The organism is Agromyces sp. NPDC055661, assembly GCF_053618135.1.
Window position 1 is genome coordinate 1,137,909 of record NZ_JBSHHC010000002.1, and the last position, 16,831, is coordinate 1,154,739.

13 protein-coding genes are annotated in these 16,831 nt (G+C 71.6%); 4 read left to right on the top strand and 9 right to left on the bottom strand.

From position 1 onward, the window contains the following. Nucleotides 1-160: 160 nt before the first annotated feature. Together ACWGO8_RS18840 and pknB are read left to right on the top strand one after the other, a co-directional pair. Nucleotides 161-1,279 carry a LysM peptidoglycan-binding domain-containing protein gene (locus ACWGO8_RS18840; RefSeq protein ID WP_452044471.1) on the top strand — a complete coding sequence of 373 codons (1,119 nt, stop codon included), beginning with the start codon at nucleotides 161-163 and terminating at the stop codon, nucleotides 1,277-1,279. Between the two features lie 133 nt (nucleotides 1,280-1,412). Next, nucleotides 1,413-3,326, top strand: a complete 1,914-nt coding sequence (gene pknB / locus ACWGO8_RS18845) for a Stk1 family PASTA domain-containing Ser/Thr kinase (RefSeq protein ID WP_452044472.1) — start codon at nucleotides 1,413-1,415, stop codon at nucleotides 3,324-3,326. An 80-nt stretch (nucleotides 3,327-3,406) separates the two neighbouring features. Here the strand turns inward: pknB and ACWGO8_RS18850 are convergent, their stop codons facing one another. From ACWGO8_RS18850 to ACWGO8_RS18860, 3 genes are all read right to left on the bottom strand, one after another. Then, complete coding sequence (locus tag ACWGO8_RS18850) at nucleotides 3,407-4,777, bottom strand: class II 3-deoxy-7-phosphoheptulonate synthase (RefSeq protein ID WP_452044473.1); 1,371 nt, start codon at nucleotides 4,775-4,777, stop codon at nucleotides 3,407-3,409. An 81-nt stretch (nucleotides 4,778-4,858) separates the two neighbouring features. Continuing rightward, the gene (locus ACWGO8_RS18855) at nucleotides 4,859-5,548 is read right to left on the bottom strand and encodes a lysophospholipid acyltransferase family protein (RefSeq protein ID WP_452044474.1); all 690 of its coding nucleotides are present in this window, start codon (nucleotides 5,546-5,548) and stop codon (nucleotides 4,859-4,861) included. 51 nt (nucleotides 5,549-5,599) lie between these two features. Further along, nucleotides 5,600-6,550, bottom strand: coding sequence for an ROK family glucokinase (locus ACWGO8_RS18860; RefSeq protein ID WP_376954462.1), 951 nt, complete (start codon nucleotides 6,548-6,550; stop codon nucleotides 5,600-5,602). Nucleotides 6,551-6,696: 146 nt separating this feature from the next. Here ACWGO8_RS18860 and ACWGO8_RS18865 point away from each other — a divergent pair, with 146 nt between their 5' ends. Next, nucleotides 6,697-8,529: an AMP-dependent synthetase/ligase gene (locus ACWGO8_RS18865; protein ID WP_452044475.1), complete on the top strand. Its 1,833-nt coding sequence runs from the start codon at nucleotides 6,697-6,699 to the stop codon at nucleotides 8,527-8,529. A gap of 95 nt (nucleotides 8,530-8,624) precedes the next feature. On the opposite strand, the gene def is transcribed toward ACWGO8_RS18865, so the two are convergent. The 3 genes from def to ACWGO8_RS18880 all read right to left on the bottom strand — a co-directional run bounded on the left by def (nucleotide 8,625) and on the right by ACWGO8_RS18880 (nucleotide 13,982). After that, nucleotides 8,625-9,116: a peptide deformylase gene (def, locus tag ACWGO8_RS18870; RefSeq protein ID WP_376954460.1), complete on the bottom strand. Its 492-nt coding sequence runs from the start codon at nucleotides 9,114-9,116 to the stop codon at nucleotides 8,625-8,627. Nucleotides 9,117-9,127: 11 nt separating this feature from the next. After that, nucleotides 9,128-10,516: a nucleotide-binding protein gene (locus ACWGO8_RS18875; RefSeq protein ID WP_452044476.1), complete on the bottom strand. Its 1,389-nt coding sequence runs from the start codon at nucleotides 10,514-10,516 to the stop codon at nucleotides 9,128-9,130. A 61-nt stretch (nucleotides 10,517-10,577) separates the two neighbouring features. Then, a complete protein-coding gene (locus ACWGO8_RS18880; RefSeq protein ID WP_452044477.1) occupies nucleotides 10,578-13,982 on the bottom strand; it encodes a pyruvate carboxylase in 3,405 nt (1,134 codons plus the stop codon). 74 nt (nucleotides 13,983-14,056) lie between these two features. On the opposite strand from ACWGO8_RS18880, the gene ACWGO8_RS18885 reads away from it, so the two are divergent. After that, entirely contained in the window at nucleotides 14,057-14,890 is an 834-nt protein-coding gene (locus ACWGO8_RS18885) for a ParA family protein (protein WP_452044478.1), read from the top strand. Nucleotides 14,891-15,028: 138 nt separating this feature from the next. Here the strand turns inward: ACWGO8_RS18885 and ACWGO8_RS18890 are convergent, their stop codons facing one another. From ACWGO8_RS18890 to ACWGO8_RS18900, 3 genes are all read right to left on the bottom strand, one after another. Next, a complete protein-coding gene (locus ACWGO8_RS18890; RefSeq protein WP_452044479.1) occupies nucleotides 15,029-15,577 on the bottom strand; it encodes a MerR family transcriptional regulator in 549 nt (182 codons plus the stop codon). 109 nt (nucleotides 15,578-15,686) lie between these two features. Continuing rightward, nucleotides 15,687-16,379: a transcriptional regulator FtsR gene (ftsR, locus tag ACWGO8_RS18895; RefSeq protein WP_452044480.1), complete on the bottom strand. Its 693-nt coding sequence runs from the start codon at nucleotides 16,377-16,379 to the stop codon at nucleotides 15,687-15,689. Continuing rightward, nucleotides 16,379-16,822, bottom strand: coding sequence for an FHA domain-containing protein (locus ACWGO8_RS18900; protein ID WP_376955627.1), 444 nt, complete (start codon nucleotides 16,820-16,822; stop codon nucleotides 16,379-16,381). Before ACWGO8_RS18900 ends, ftsR begins: the two co-directional genes overlap by 1 nt. Nucleotides 16,823-16,831 lie beyond the last annotated feature (9 nt).

Genomic DNA, 16,831 nt, shown 5'->3' on the forward strand with positions numbered 1-16,831 from the left:
ACCAGCCTGCCAGAGGAATGCGGCGCATCGGAAGCACCCCCGCCGCGACGCGCGGAGCCGTTCGACCCGGAGTCCGGGGACTCGCGGCGAGGTCGTTGACTCGCCCCACCCCCTGTGGGACGTTGGCGACGGACGAGGGGGTCCGGCCCGAGGGGGGATCATGTCGGACGGCACGGAGGCGGTTCGCTGGGGGCGTTCGCGCCGTACCGGCGCCGCGACCGGAGGAGCGGGGCGTCGCGGCATCCGCTCGGTGCTCGCCGTGCCGATCGCCGTCGTGAGCACCGTCGCGGTGACCCTGGGCATCGTGCAGCCGGCCGACGCCGCGCCCGCACCGCTCCCGAAGCGGCAACTGAAGCCGAAGTCGGTGGGCTCGGCGCCCCGCGCCGGCGCCGCGGTCCCCGCCTCCGTGCCGGCGCCGCCCGAGTACGTCGTGGTCGAGGGCGACACCGTGAGCGGCATCGCCGAGCGCTTCGGGCTCGCGACCGCCGAGGTGCTCGCCGCGAACGGGCTCGGCTGGTCGAGCCTCATCTTCCCCGGCCAGCGGCTCGCGCTCCCCGGCGGCTCCGAGGGCGGATCGGCGCCCGCCCACTCGCCGCCGTCCGCGCCCGAGATCGCGCGCCACGTCGTCGTCGAGGGCGACACCGTGAGCAGCATCGCCGCCGCGTACGGACTCGACTCCGCCGACGTGCTGAGCGCCAACGGCCTCGGGCCGACGAGCCTGATCTTCCCCGGCGAGACCGTCGTGCTGCCGCTGGCCGACCCGTCGCAGACGCAGCCGGTGCCGCCACCCGCGCCCCCCGCCGAGTCCGCCGACCCCGCGCGCGCCGACGCTGCGCCCGCCGAGCCCGCGCCGGTCGCGTCCGTGAGCGTGCCGCTCACCGACGAGATGCGGGCGAACGCGCGGATCGTCATCGACCTCGGACGCGCCCTCGGCGTGCCCGACCAGGGCATCGTGATCGCGCTCGCGGCCGCCGCGCAGGAGTCGGGCCTGCGGAACCTGCACCACGGCGACGGCGACTCGCTCGGCCTCTTCCAGCAGCGGCCGAGCGAGGGCTGGGGCACGCCCGAGGAGGTGCTCGACCCCGTGCGCGCGACGACCGCGTTCTACGGCGGCGCGGCGAACCCGAATCCCGGTCGCACGAGCGGCCTGCTCGACATCGTCGGCTGGGAGGGCATGTCGGTCACCCAGGCGGCCCAGGCGGTGCAGCTCTCCGCGCGCCCCGATCACTACGCGAAGTGGGAGGCGTCGGCGCGGGCCTGGCTGTCCGAGCTCGGCTGACGGCGGCGGGCTCGGCGAGACCTCGCGGCTCGGGGCGCTCTCGTCGTCATCCGGGGTCACGAAGCCGTTGCGATTCCGCCATTCCTCGGCGTTTAGTCGGGTTGGGGCATGCACGGGTTCGTACACTCGAACGGTGACCACCGCGCCCGCCGACCCGATGATCGGCCGTCTCGTCGACGGCCGCTATCAGGTGCGCTCGCGGATCGCCCGCGGGGGCATGGCCACGGTCTACCTCGCGACCGACCTGCGCCTCGAGCGCCGCGTCGCGATCAAGATCATGCACGGCCACCTCGCCGACGACAACACCTTCAAGACCCGCTTCGTCCAGGAGGCGCGCTCGGCCGCGCGGCTCGCGCACCCGAACGTCGTGAACGTGTTCGACCAGGGCCAGGACTCCGACATGGCCTACCTGGTCATGGAGTACCTGCCCGGCATCACGCTGCGCGAGCTGCTGAAGGACTACAAGAAGCTCACGCCCGAGCAGACGGTCGACATCATGGACGCCGTGCTGGCCGGCCTCGCCGCCGCGCACAAGGCCGGCATCGTGCACCGCGACCTCAAGCCCGAGAACGTGCTGCTGGCCGACGACGGGCGCATCAAGCTCGGCGACTTCGGCCTCGCGCGCGCCGCGAGCGCGAACACCGCGACCGGACAGGCCCTGCTCGGCACCATCGCGTACCTGTCCCCCGAACTCGTGACCCGCGGCGTCGCCGACGCGCGCAGCGACATCTACGCGGTGGGCATCATGATGTACGAGATGCTCACCGGCGAGCAGCCCTACGTGGGCGAGGCGCCGATGCAGATCGCCTACCAGCACGCCAACGACACCGTGCCGACGCCGAGCTCGAAGAACCCGGCGGTGCCCGTCGAGCTCGACGAGCTCGTGCTCTGGGCCACGGCGCGCGACCCCGAGGAGCGTCCGCACGACGCGCGCGACATGCTCGACCGGCTCCGCGAGGTCGAGCCCGCGATCCGCGCGCCACGGCAGGCGCCGCGCACGCAGGCCACGGTCGTGCTCCCCGACGCGGCGATGCCCGTGGGCGTCGCGACCGCCGCGACCACCGTCATCGGCGGCGGCCCCGTGATCGCGCCGCCGGCGCCCCCCGAGGCATCCGACGACGAGGCGGCGACCGCCCTGTCGGCGAGCTCCGACCGCCGTCGGCGTCGCGGCTACTGGATCTTCGCGCTCGTGCTGCTGCTCACCGGGCTCGCGGCGGGCACCGGCTGGTACTTCGGCGCCGGGCCCGGAGCCATGGCGACCGTCCCCGAGACGGCGACCCTGCTGCCCGACAACGCCCGCCAGGCGCTCGTCGAGGAGGGCTTCCAGGTCGCCGACGCCGAGCGCAACGACCCACGGGTGCCGGCGGGACAGGTCTCGGGCACCGATCCGGCCGCGGGCGAGCAGGCCCGGCGCGGATCGACCGTGACCATGTTCGTCTCGCTCGGGCCGCGCATGCTGCCCATGCCCCAGGTGTCGGGCCAGCCCGAGGCCGACGCGCGCGCCGCCCTCGGAGACTTCACGGTCGCCGAGCAGGCCGCGCAGCAGTTCTCGGGCGACATCGCAGCGGGCTCGGTCATCGCGGTCCTCGGGGCCGACGGCAACCCCGTCGGAGCCGAGTACCCCGAGCTCGGCGACCTCACGCTCGTCGTCTCGGTCGGCGCGATCCCCGACGTGACGGGCATGCCCGTCGCCGACGCCGAGGCCGCCATCACCGGTGCGGGACTCGTGGTGGGCACCGCCGACCCCGAGTTCAACGACGAGGTGCCCGCCGATCACGTGATCTCATGGGCCCCGGCGACCGATCCCGTTCGCCCCGGCGACACCATCGTGATCACCGTGTCGAAGGGTCCCGACCTGATCGAGGTGCCCAACGTCATCACGGGCCAGACCGTCGCCTCGGCACGCCAGCAGCTCGAGGCGCTCGGGTTCACGGTGACGTCGAACGTGCCCGGCTTCCTCGAGGGCGCCGTCGTCGCGTCGGTGCAGAGCCCGGCGGCCGGCGAGAAGCTCAAGCGCGGCTCAGAGGTCACGGTCAACTTCGGCTGAGCCCGAGCGGATGCCGCGGGGCATCCGTCGGCGCACACGACCACGGCGGGGCATCCGCCTGGACACCCCGCCGTCGGCCGTCAGCGTGCCGTGAGCTCCTCGGCCACGAGGAAGGCCAGCTCGAGCGACTGCATGTGGTTGAGGCGCGGGTCGCAGAGCGACTCGTAGCGCGTCGCGAGGGTCTCCTCGTCGATGTGCTCGGATCCGCCGAGGCACTCGGTGACGTCGTCGCCCGTGAGCTCCACGTGGATGCCGCCGGGGTAGGTGCCCGCGGCGCGGTGCGCCTCGAAGAAGCCCCGCACCTCGTCGACCACGTCGTCGAAGCGACGCGTCTTGTAGCCGTTCGGCGTGGTGATGCCGTTGCCGTGCATGGGGTCGGTGACCCACAGCGGGTTCGCGTCGCTGCGCTTGATCGCCTCGAGCAACGGCGGCAGCGCGTCGCGGATCTTGCCGGCGCCCATGCGGGTGATGAACGTGAGACGGCCCGGCTCGCGGTGCGGGTCGAGCTTCTCGACGAGCTCGAGCATCGTCTCGGGCGACGTGGTCGGCCCGAGCTTCACGCCGATCGGGTTGCGCACCCGCGACAGGAAGTCGACGTGCGCGCCGTCGAGGTCGCGCGTGCGCTCGCCGATCCAGATGAAGTGGCTCGACGTGTCGTAGGGCGTGCCCGTGCGGGAGTCGATGCGGGTCATCGGGCGCTCGTAGTCCATGAGCAGGCCCTCGTGGCCCGTGTAGAACTCGGTGTGCTTCAGCGCCTCGAAGTCGGCGCCGCAGGCCTCCATGAACTTGATCGCGCGATCGATCTCGCGGGCGAGGGACTCGTAGCGGATGTTCGCGGGGTTCGCCGAGAAGCCCTGGTTCCACGAGTGCACCTGCCGCAGGTCGGCGAATCCGCCCTGCGTGAACGCGCGGATGAGGTTCAGCGTCGACGCCGCCATGTGGTAGCCGCGCACGAGGCGCGCCGGGTCGGCCTGGCGCGATTCGGGCGTGAAGTCGTAGCCGTTCACGATGTCGCCGCGGTAGGCCGGCAGCGTCACCCCGCCGCGCGTCTCGGTGTCGCTCGAGCGCGGCTTCGCGAACTGCCCCGCCATGCGCCCCATCTTCACGACCGGCATCGAGGCGCCGTAGGTGAGCACGACCGCCATCTGCAGCACGGTCTTGACCCGGTTGCGGATCTGGTCGGCGGTCGCCCCGGCGAACGTCTCGGCGCAGTCGCCGCCCTGCAGCAGGAACGCCTCGCCGCGCGACGCGGCGGCGAGGCGGGTGCGCAGCATGTCGACCTCGCCGGCGAACACGAGCGGGGGCAGGGTCGCGAGCTCGGCGGATGCCGCGTGCGCCGCCTCGGCGTCGGGCCACGTGGGCTGCTGCTTGATCGGCAGCGTGCGCCAATAGTCGAGGCCGTCGATCACGGAGGGATCTGCGTTGACGACGGGCTCGAGGAGCTGTACCACGGGAGTGTCCTGAGGGGTCGGGGCGCAAGCGCGCCGGAACGGGAAACGCGGCGTCGCCTGCGCGCCGCCGCTTCCACGAGCCTACCCCGATTGCGCGGCCCGCTGCTCCCGCACGGAGCTGGCGTACACGTCGACGTACTCCTGGCCGCTCAGCGACCGAAGTTCGTAGACGAGCTCGTCCGTCACGGAGCGCAACACGAACCGGTCGCCCTCGAGGCCCTCGAACCGCGAGAAGTCGAGCGGCTCGCCGATGATGATGCCGATGCGGCGCACCTTCGGCAGCCGCGTGCCGATCGGCATGACCTTCTCGGTGCCGATCATCGCGACGGGGATCACGGGCACGCCGGCCTCGAGCACCATGCGGGCCACTCCGGTGCGACCGCGGTACAGCCGCGCGTCGGGGCTGCGCGTGCCCTCGGGGTAGATGCCGAGGATGCCGCCCTCCCCGAGCACCCGGAGGCCGGTCGCGAGCGAGGCCTCGGACGCCTTGCCGCCGGAGCGGTCGATGGGAAGCTGCCCCGCTGCCTGGAAGAAGGTGCGCGTCGCCCAGCCCTTGAGGCCCTTGCCGGTGAAGTACTCGCTCTTCGCGAGGAAGATCACTCGGCGGTCGACGATGAGCGGGAGGAAGATCGAGTCGATGAACGAGAGGTGGTTCGAGGCGAGGATGACCGCGCCGTCCCTCGGGACGTTCTGGAGGCCGACGACCCAGGGCCGGAAGATCGCCAGCAGGATCGGCCCGATGACGATGTTCTTCATGATCCAGTAGAACACCCGGACCTCCCCTCGTCGCCGAACGAACGATTCAGCCTAGCGCCGAGCGGCTCAGGCGTGCTCCTCGACCCACACGCGCGCCAGGTCGGCCGCGCCGACGACGCCGGCGTCGTTCACGAGCTCCGCGATGACGAAGTCGGGCTCGGGGTGGTAGCCGCGCGCCGGGAGGTGCTGGAGGTATGCCTCGCGGATCGGGCCGAGCAGCAGCTCCCCCGCAACGGCGACACCGCCGCCGAACACGAAGCGCTGCGGGTCGAGCACCGCCGACAGCGACGCCGACGCCTCGCCGAGCCAGTGGCCGAGCTGCCGGAGCGCGGCCACCGCCCCCGGGTCCTCCTGCTCGATGAGCCCGCCGACGATCGTGCCGTCGAGCGCGCCGCGCTCCTCGCGCGCGGCGGCGAGCTCCCGTCCGATACCACCGGCGTCGGCGATCTCGTTGGCCATGCGCAGCAGCGCGCGGCCCGAGCCGTACTGCTCGAGGCATCCGTACTGGCCGCAGCCGCAGGCGATGCCGCCGGGGACCAGGCGCATGTGGCCGAGCTCGGCGCCGGCGCCGAAGCCGCCGCGGAAGAGCCGGTCGCCGGCGACGATCGCGCCGCCGACGCCCGTGCCGACGGTGAGCATGACCATGTCGCTCACGAGGCGGCCGGCGCCGAACCGGAACTCGGCCCAGCCGGCGGCGTTCGCGTCGTTGTCGACGACCACGGTCGTGCCGACGCGGGCCTCGAGCTTCTCGCGGAACGGCTCGTTGCGCCAGTGGATGTTCGGGGCGTAGTAGACGGTCGACTGCGCGGCGTCGATGAAGCCCGCGGCGGCCACGCCCACCGCCGCGGCCGGTCCGTCGTCGGACAACGACTCGATCATGGCGACGACCGCGTCCTCGAGGAGCTGCGGATCGCCCGCCGGCGTGGGCACTCGCTCCGACCGCACGATGGCGCCGAACTCGTCGACGACGGCCCCCGCGATCTTCGTCCCGCCGATGTCGATGCCGATCGCGTGCACGAGGGAGCCGCCTTTCGCAGGGGTTGGGACCGAGCACGCCCGAGCCCTCGTGGCCGCACGCGCAACGGCTAGAGTGTAGTCGACCCCAATGCCGAGGTTCGCGCGCCCTGTCGCGCCCGAGCTTCCCCGGTGCCGAAGGAGCTACCGTGATCCAATTCGATACCCCCGCCGTCGTCCCAGCCGACCCCGACGCGAATGTCACGGACCTCCTCGTGCAGCGCGTCGCGGCGACGCCCGACTCGGTCCTGTTCTCCCTCCCCACCGGCGACGGTGGCTGGTCCCCGGTCACGACCAAGCAGTTCCACGACCAGGTCGTGGCCCTCGCCAAGGGCCTCGTCGCCGCGGGCATCCAACCCGGCGACAAGATCGGCCTCATGTGCAAGACGCGCTACGAGTGGACCCTCATCGACTTCGCGACGTGGTTCGCCGGCGCCGTGCTCGTTCCGATCTACGAGACGAGCTCGCCCTCGCAGGTCAAGTGGAACGTCAGCGACTCCGGGGCGATCGCCGTCATCGTCGAGACGCCCGACCACTTCGCCCGCTTCGACGAGGTGCACCCCGATCTGCCCGCCATCCGCAACGTGTGGCAGATCGACCTCGGCGACCTCGACAAGCTCACGGCATCGGGCACCGGGGTCTCCGACGAGGAGATCGAGCGCCGCCGCAACATCGCGGTCGGCTCCGACATCGCCACGCTCATCTACACCTCGGGCTCCACCGGCAAGCCCAAGGGCTGCGTTCTCACCCACTCCAACTTCGTCGAGCTCTGCCGCAACGCCGCGGTCGCGCTCAAGGAGGTCGTGGCCGACCCCGACGGCGCCTCGACGCTGCTGTTCATCACCACCGCGCACATCTTCGCCCGCTTCATCGCGGTCCTGTCGGTGCATGCCGGCGTCCGCGTCGGTCACCAGCCCGATACGAAGCAGCTCCTCCCGTCGCTCGGGAGCTTCAAGCCGACCTTCCTGCTCGCGGTGCCGCGGGTCTTCGAGAAGGTCTACAACGTCTCGGAGCAGAAGGCCGAGGCCGGCGGCAAGGGCAAGATCTTCCGCGCCGCCGCCGACACCGCCGTCGCGTACTCGACGGCGAAGGAGGCCGGAAAGGTCCCGTTCGGCCTCAAGCTGAAGTTCATGCTCTTCGACCGGCTCGTGTACGGCAAGCTCCGTCATGCGATGGGCGGCAACGTGAAGTACGCCGTCTCGGGCTCCGCCCCGCTCGGTCCTCGCCTCGGCCACTTCTACCACGCGCTCGGCATCACGATCCTCGAGGGCTACGGCCTCACCGAGACCACGGCCCCGGCCACGGTCAACCTCGCGACCAAGTCGAAGATCGGCAGCGTCGGCCCGGCCCTCCCGGGTGTCTCGGTGCGCATCGCCGACGACGGCGAGATCCAGGTCAAGGGCGTCGACGTCTTCAAGGAGTACTGGAAGAACCCCGAGGCGACCGCCGAGGCGTTCGACGGCGAGTGGTTCAAGACGGGCGACCTCGGCAGCTTCGACGCCGACGGCTTCCTCTCGATCACCGGCCGCAAGAAGGAGATCATCGTCACGGCCGGCGGCAAGAACGTCGCCCCGGCCGCGCTCGAGGACCCGATCCGCGCCAACCCGCTCGTCGGCCAGGTCGTGGTGGTCGGCGACAAGAAGCCGTTCATCTCGGCGCTCGTGACGCTCGACCCCGAGATGCTCCCGGTGTGGCTGAACAACAACGACGAGGACGCGGGCATGAGCCTCGAGGAGGCCACGAACAACGCGGCCGTCCTCGCCGAGGTGCAGCGGGCGATCGACGCGGCGAACGAGCACGTCTCGCGCGCCGAGTCCATCCGCAAGTTCACGATCCTGCCGACCGAGCTCACCGAGGCGAGCGGCCACCTCACGCCGAAGCTCAGCATCAAGCGCAACGTGATCCTCGAGGACTTCTCCATCGAGATCGAGACGATGTACTCGGGCGCTCCCGCGACCGAGGGTCATTCGATCGTGCACTGAGCCGCTTCCACGACACGAGAGGGCCCCGCGGATGCCGCGGGGCCCTCTCGCGTGTCGGGCCGGCGGCATCCGCCGTGCCCGGGTCGCGTGCGCGGTCAGAACCAGTCCGACTCGCGCACCTCCTTCATCGCCGCACGGCGCTCGTCCTTCTCGAGCCGGTCGAGGTAGAGGATGCCGTCGAGGTGGTCGGTCTCGTGCTGCAGCGCCTGCGCCATGAGGCCCGTGCCCGAGACCTCGATCTCGTTGCCGTCGAGGTCGATGCCGCGAACGCGGGCGAACGGATGCCGCGGCGTCTTGTGCCACAGGCCCGGGACCGAGAGGCATCCCTCGTCGATGAGCTCGCGGTCCCCCGTGACCTCGACGATCTCGGGGTTGATGACGTAGCCGACGTCGCCGTCGATGTTGTAGCTGAACACCCGCAGGTTGACGCCGATCTGCGACGCGGCGACGCCGGCGCGACCCGGCAGCCGCACGCTGTCGACGAGGTCGGCGACGAGCGCGCGCACCCGATCGTCGATCTGTTCGACGGGGGCTGAGACGGTCTTCAGGACGGGGTCGCCGAACAGGCGAATGGGACGTTCCGGCAATTGCGCTCCGATCAGTGCCCGCGGTCCACGGGCAGCCCTTCGACCACGAGCGCGGCGAGCTCGCGGGCCGCGTGCTGCGTCACGGGACGCAGCTCGTCCCAGTGCACGACGGATCCGGCGGCGAGCTGCGGGTCGTACGGGATCCGCACGATCTCGCGCACGCGCGAGGCGAAGTGGGCCTCGATCTCGTCGACCTTGACGAGATGGGTGCCCTGCGTCGCCAGGTTGATCGCGACCACGGCGTTGCGCACGAGCTCGCCGTAGCCGTTGGCCTCGAGCCAGGTCAGCGTCTCGGACGCGAGTCGCGCCTCGTCGACGCTGCCGCCCGAGACGACGACGATCGAGTCGGCGCGCTGGAGCGTCGCCCGCATCACCGAGTGGACGATTCCGGTGCCGCAGTCGGTGAGCACGATCGAGTAGTAGCGCGCCGCCAGGCCGGCCACGACGTTGTAGTCGTCGTCGTCGAACGCCTCGGAGAGCGTCGGGTCGGTGTCGGACGCGAGGATGTCGAGCCGCGTCTCGTCGCGGGAGACGAAGTTGGAGAAGTCGGTGTAGCCGCCGATCGACGACGCCTTGTTCACGACGTCGCGCACGGTCTCGCGGGTCTGCCGATCGACGCGCTCCGCGAGCGTGCCGCGGTCGGGGTTCGCGTCGATGGCGACGATGCGGTCGTCGCGCGCGTCGGCGAGGGCCATGCCGAGCAGGGTCGTCACGGTCGTCTTGCCCACGCCGCCCTTGCGCGTGAGCACGGGCACGAAGCGCGCGCCGCCCTCGAAGCGTCGCTGGATGCGTCCGCTGAGCTCCTTGTACGCCCGGACCTTCGCCGAGTCGCCGAGGTTCACCAGGTGCAGCGACGCCTCGTAGAGGAACCGGTTGAAGCCGCCGTGCGGCGCCGGACGGGTCGTGCGGTTGAGGTCGATGAGCCGGTCGGCGGTCAGGGACTCCGACGGCTCGGGCAGCTCGGCCGGGACGACCTCGGCGTCGGGCACGTCGACGATCGCGACGTGGCTGCCCGTGTCGGTCGTGACGCGCTCACGGCGGAGGCGGGACTCGTCGGCGGCCAGCAGCGCGCCGTAGGGCGAGGTGTCGCGACGATACGACTGCCGGTAGCCCGCCGCCGAGAGGGCGGGGGTCACGACCTCGACCGACGTGGTGCTCGGCCCGCCGTCGGTCACGGCGGGGTTCACGGCGACGTCGTCGATCGCGACCGCCACCTCGTCTTCCGGCATCTCGGGTCGCGGAGCGGGTGGGAGGTCGACGCGGATGTTCAGGCTGTCGGGCAGCGCCGACGCGGCGTGCGCACCGGTGGACGGTGCCAGCCGGCCGCGGTCGACGGCTGCGGCGTGCCCCCCGGTCGCGCGGCGTGTCGTGTCGTGGTCATCGCCCCTGTCGTCTGACACCGATACCCCTCCTCATCAGTGCGGAATGCAGTGCGGAGTTCAGTGCGAACTCACCGACAGCCTATCGCGGGCGCACCACGACGAGCAGATCGCCGGCCTCCACCTGCTGGGTCTTCGGGATCGCGACGCGCTCCACGACGCCCGCCACGGGCGACGTGATCGCGGCCTCCATCTTCATCGCCTCGATCGACGCGACGCTCTGCCCGGCCGCGATCTCGGCGCCCGGCTCGACCTGCAGCGTGACCACGCCCGAGAACGGCGCGGCGACGTGGCCGGGCTGCGAGGCATCCGCCTTCTCGGCCGCGCGGGTCTCGACGACGATGCTGCGGTCGCGCACGAACACGGGGCGCAGTTGGCCGTTGAGGATGGTCATGACCGTGCGCATGCCCTTCTCGTCGGCCTCGCCGATCGCCTCGAGGCCCGCGTAGAGGCGTACGCCCTTGTCGATCTCGATCACGTGCTCGGCGCCGGGGCGCAGGCCGTAGAGGTAGTCGGACGTGTCGACGACCGAGAGGTCGCCGAACAGCTCGCGGATCTGCTCGTACTGGCGGGTCGGCGCCGGGAACAGCAGCGTGTTGAGCGTTGCGCGACGCGTCGCGCTGTCGGCCTCGAGGGCGCCGCGCTGGTCGTCGGTGAGCTCGGTCACGCCGATGCGCACGTCCTTGCCGGCGAGCACCTTCGAGCGGAACGGCTCGGGCCAGCCGCCCGGCAGGTCGCCGAGCTCGCCCGCCATGAAGCCGATGACCGAGTCGGGCACGTCGTACTTCTCGGGGTGCTCGGCGAAGTCGGCCGGGTCGGCCTTCACTGCGGCGAGGTGCAGGGCGAGGTCGCCGACGACCTTCGACGACGGGGTGACCTTCGGCACCCGCCCGAGGATGTTGTTCGCCGCCGCGTACATGTCCTCGATGAGTTCGAAGTCGTCGGCCAGGCCGAGCGCGATGGCCTGCTGGCGCAGGTTCGACAGCTGGCCGCCCGGGATCTCGTGGTGGTACACGCGGCCGGTGGGGCCGGGCAGGCCCGACTCGAACGGCTTGTAGATGCGGCGCACGGCCTCCCAGTAGGGCTCGAGGTCGGCGACGGCCTGCAGCGAGATGCCCGTGTCGCGCTCGGTGTGCGCGAGCGCGGCGACGAGCGACGACGCCGACGGCTGGCTCGTGGTGCCCGCCATCGGGGCGCTGGCGACATCGACCGCGTCGACGCCCGCGCGGCTCGCCGCGAGGAGCGTGGCGAGCTGGCCGCCCGCCGTGTCGTGCGTGTGCAGGTGCACGGGCAGGTCGAACCGCTCGCGGAGCGCCCCGACGAGCTTCTCGGCGGCCGTCGGGCGCAGAAGGCCCGCCATGTCCTTGATCGCGATGATGTGCGCGCCCGCGGCCACGATCTCGTCGGCGAGGCGCAGGTAGTAGTCGAGCGTGTAGAGGTCTTCTGCCGGGTCGAGCAGGTCGCCCGTGTAGCAGAGTGCGACCTCGGCGACGGCGTGGCCCGTGGCGAGCACGGAGTCGATCGCCGGGCGCATCTGGTCGACGTCGTTCAGCGCGTCGAAGATGCGGAAGATGTCGACGCCGGTGGCGGCCGCCTCGCGGATGAACGCATCGGTGACCTCGGTCGGGTACGGCGTGTAGCCGACCGTGTTGCGCCCGCGGAGCAGCATCTGGATGTTGATGTTCGGCAGCGCCTCGCGGAGCGCGGCCAGGCGGTCCCACGGGTCCTCGCCGAGGAAGCGGAGCGCGACGTCGTAGGTGGCGCCGCCCCACGCCTCCACCGAGAGGAGCTGCGGGGTCATGCGGGCGACGTAGGGCGCGACGGCCACGAGGTCGCGCGTGCGCACGCGCGTCGCGAGCAGCGACTGGTGGGCGTCGCGGAACGTGGTCTCGGTGACGGCGACCGGCGTCTGGGCGCGCAGGGCCGCCGCGAAGCCGGCCGGGCCGAGCTCGAGCAGCCGCTGGCGGGAGCCCGCGGGCGCCGGCTGGGAGAGGTCGAGCTCGGGCAGCTTCTCGGCGGGGTGCACGGCCGTCGGCGCGGGGCCGTTGGGCTGGTTGACCGTGACGTCGGCGAGCCAGTTCAGGATCTTCGTGCCGCGGTCCTTCGAGACGCGCCCGCGGAGCAGTTGCGGGCGCTCGTCGATGAACGACGTGCTGAGGTCGCCGGCGATGAACGCCGGGTCCTCGAGCACGGCCTGGAGGAACGGGATGTTCGTGGACACGCCGCGGATGCGGAACTCCGCCAGCGCTCGCTTCGCGCGGGCGACGGCCGCCGGATAGTCGCGCCCGCGGCAGGTGAGCTTTGCCAGCATCGAGTCGAAGTGGGGGCTGATCTGGGCGCCGGGGTTGATCGTGCCGCCGTCGAGGCGGATGCCGGCGCCGCCCGGCGAGCGGTAGGTCGTGATCTTGCCCGTGTCGGGCCGGAACCCCGCGGTCGGGTCCTCCGTGGTGATGCGGCACTGCAGTGCGGCGCCGCGGAGTCGGATCTGGTCCTGCTCGAGCCCGAGCTGGGCGAGCGACTCCCCCGCGGCGATGCGGATCTGCGCGACGACGAGGTCGACGTCCGTGACCTCCTCGGTCACGGTGTGCTCGACCTGGATGCGCGGGTTCATCTCGATGAACACGTGCTGGCCGGCGCGCTCGCCCGCGGTGTCGAGCAGGAACTCGACCGTGCCGGCGTTGACGTAGCCGATGGACTTCGCGAACGCGATCGCGTCGCGGTAGAGCGACTGCCGCACGTCGTCGGAGAGGTTCGGGGCGGGCGCGATCTCGATGACCTTCTGGTGACGGCGCTGCACCGAGCAGTCGCGCTCGAAGAGGTGCACGGTCTCGCCCGCGGCATCCGCGAGCACCTGGACCTCGATGTGGCGCGGGCGCAGCACGGCCTGCTCGAGGAACATCGTGGGGTCGCCGAACGCGCTGTCGGCCTCGCGCATGGCCTCCTCGAGGGACGAACGGAGGTCGTCCTTCGAGTTCACGCGACGCATGCCGCGGCCGCCGCCGCCGGCGACCGCCTTCGCGAAGATGGGGAAGCCGATCTCGTCGGCCTGGGCGACGAGCTCCTCGATGTCGCGCGACGGGGGCGTCGACTTGAGCACCGGCACGCCGGCGGCGATCGCGTGCTCCTTGGCCGTGACCTTGTTGCCGGCCATCTCGAGCACCTGCTTGGGCGGGCCGATGAAGGTGATGCCCGCCTCGGCGGCCGCCTGGGCCAGCTCGGGGTTCTCGGAGAGGAAGCCGTAGCCCGGGTAGATGGCGTCGGCGCCCGACTCCTTCGCGACGCGGATGATCTCCGACACGTCGAGGTAGGCGCGCACCGGATGCCCCGGGGTGCCGATCTGGTAGGCCTCGTCCGCCTTCAGGCGGTGCAGCGAGTTGCGGTCCTCGAACGGGTACACGGCGACGGTCTTCGCGCCGAGCTCGACGGCTGCGCGGAAGGCCCGGATGGCGATCTCTCCGCGATTGGCTACCAGGATCTTCGTGAACATGCAGGCCTTTCCGAGGGTTTCCGCACAGCGAACATTTAGGTATCGCCCGAGGTCTAAAGGTAACGTATCTGTTCGTGCACGTTCTCTCCGTCAGCTCCCTCAAGGGTGGCGTCGGCAAGACCACCGTGACCCTCGGACTGGCGTCGGCGGCCTTCGCCCGCGGCGTCCGCACGTTGGTCGTCGACCTCGATCCGCAGTCCGACGTCTCCACCGGCATGGACATCCAGATGGCCGGTCACCTCAACGTCGCCGACGTGCTCGCCTCCCCGAAGGAGAAGATCGTCCGCTCGGCGATCGCCCCGAGCGGGTGGGCCCGGTCCAACCCGAGCTCGACCATCGACGTGATGATCGGCAGCCCCTCGGCGATCAACTACGACGGGCCGCACCCGTCGATCCGCGACATCTGGAAGCTCGAGGAGGCGCTCGCCAACGTCGAGGCCGACTACGAGCTCGTCCTCATCGACTGCGCCCCGTCGCTCAACGCGCTGACCCGCACCGCCTGGGCCGCCAGCGATCGCGTGGCCGTCGTCACGGAGCCCGGCCTGTTCTCGGTGGCCGCCGCCGACCGCGCCCTCCGCGCGATCGAGGAGATCCGCCGCGGCCTCTCCCCTCGTCTCCAGCCGCTCGGCATCATCGTGAACCGTGCCCGCGTGCAGTCGCTCGAGCACCAGTTCCGCATCAAGGAGCTGCGCGACATGTTCGGCCCGCTCGTGCTCTCGCCGCAGCTGCCCGAGCGCACGTCGCTGCAGCAGGCGCAGGGCGCCGCGAAACCGCTGCACATGTGGCCTGGCGAGAGCGCCGAGGAGATGTCGCGCCACTTCGACCAGCTGCTCGACCGGGTGCTGCGCACGGCGCGCATCGGCGAGTACGCGGGCACCCCGCTCGAGCTCCAGTCGCCCGTCATCTGACGGGCGTCGGCCGCCCGAAGTCGGTCGCGGGATCGACGTCACGCGACGTCATGAAGCCCGTCACGGGGCATCGGTCGACCTGAATCGCGTGCGCGCGCTCGACAGCAGCGCACCCCAGGGCGCCGAGCGGATGCCGCGTCAGGAGATCTTGCGCGACCGCGAGCCGCGACGCACAGCGAGCTCGTCCATGGGGTCGGCGGGCTGCGTGTCGAGCTCGACGAGCGTCGACTCCACCTCGCGCAGCACCTTGCCGACGGCGATGCCGAAGACGCCCTGCCCGCGGTTGACCAGATCGATGACCTCGTCGTCGGACGTGCAGAGGTAGACGCTCGCGCCATCGCTCATGAGCGTCGTCTGCGCGAGGTCCTCGATGCCCGCCTCGCGGAGTTGCGTGACTGCGGTGCGGATCTGCTGGAGCGAGATGCCGGTGTCGAGCAGTCGCTTCACGAGCTTCAGCACGAGGATGTCGCGGAAGCCGTAGAGGCGCTGCGATCCGGAGCCGGCAGCACCGCGCACCGTGGGCTCCACGAGCTGCGTGCGCGCCCAGTAGTCGAGCTGCCGGTAGCTGATGCCGGCCGCGCGGGCGGCGACCGCTCCGCGGTAGCCGGTGCCGTCGTCGTGCTCGGGCATCCCGTCGGTGAAGAGCAGGCCGAGGTCGTAGCGTTCGCTCCGGTCGAGCTCACTCATCCGATCGCCCCTCACTCTCACGCCGCACCCCGGCGGCGCGTCTCCCACGCTACCCATCCGGGGGGTTCCGGCCAAACACATCGGGCCGAACGTCACGGCGTGTCGCGGATCAGCGCGCGACGGCCGAGAGCGCGCTGCGGACGACCGACGTGCGGACCGTCTCGAGGTGTCCGGCGAGCTCGAGCGCGGCCTCCGCGGCGCGGGCCTTGTCGGCGGGATCCGACCGCCGGGACGGCGCGATCGCACGCTCGACGAGGGCGGCCTCGCGCTCGGCCGCGGCCCGCAGTCCGCGCAGGTGGCGTGCCTCGATGCCGACACCGCGGAGCGCGACGAGCGCGGTCAGCACGCCGAGCGCGTCGTCGCCGTACTGCTCAGCTGCCGGCAGCAGCGACGCCGAGATCGCCTCGTCGAGCAGCGCGCGGGTCGCGCCCGCGGCCTGGATGAGCTCGGCGCGCCGGTAGCGGCGCGCGCCGGCCAGGAACGACGACGCGTCGACGGCGCCCGGCAGCGCCGGCGTTTCGCCGGCGTCGATGGACTCGAGGTGCGCGCGGATGACCTTGAGCGGCAGGTAGTGGTCGCGCTGCATCGACAGCACGACGGTGATGCGCTCGACGTCGGCGTCGGAGAACTTGCGGTACCCGGCGGCCGTGCGCGCCGGCGAGACGAGGCCCTGCTCTTCGAGGAACCGCAGCTTCGACGGCGTCAGCTCGGGGAACTCGGGCTGCAGCAGCGCGAGGACCTGGCCGATGCCGTGGAGCCGACCCTGGCCGCTCGCGCTCGCGGACGCGGCGGTGCCCGGCACTAGCCGCTCGCCAGCGGCGCCAGGTCGCGTCGGGAGGCGTAGAAGGTGAGCCGGTACTTGCCGATCTGCACCTCGGCGCCGTCGCTGAGGAGCGCGGTGTCGATGCGCACGCCGTCGAAGTAGGTGCCGTTCAGTGACGACAGGTCCTTCACCTCGAACGCGGTGCGGTGGCGGAGGAACTCCGCGTGACGACGCGACACGGTCACGTCGTCGAGGAAGATGTCGGCGTCGGGATGACGGCCCACGGTCGTGACGTCGGTGTCGAGCAGGAACCGCGCACCCGTGTTGGGGCCGCGGCGCACGATGAGCAGCGCGGACCCCGACGGCAGGGCGGCGATGGCCTCCTGCTCCTCGGCCGAGATGTCGGTGTCGACGGCCGAGAGCTGCGCCGCAGCCTCACGACTGAAGCCGATCGTCGTGTCGGCCGTGTTGTCGCCGACGATGCTGTTCGA

Coding starts and splice junctions, on each gene's coding strand:
- ACWGO8_RS18840 (WP_452044471.1), top strand. CDS start 161: ATGTCGGACGGCACGGAGGCGGTTCGCTGGGGGCGTTCGCGCCGTACC.
- ACWGO8_RS18880 (WP_452044477.1), bottom strand. CDS start 13,982: ATGTTCACGAAGATCCTGGTAGCCAATCGCGGAGAGATCGCCATCCGG.
- ACWGO8_RS18890 (WP_452044479.1), bottom strand. CDS start 15,577: ATGAGTGAGCTCGACCGGAGCGAACGCTACGACCTCGGCCTGCTCTTC.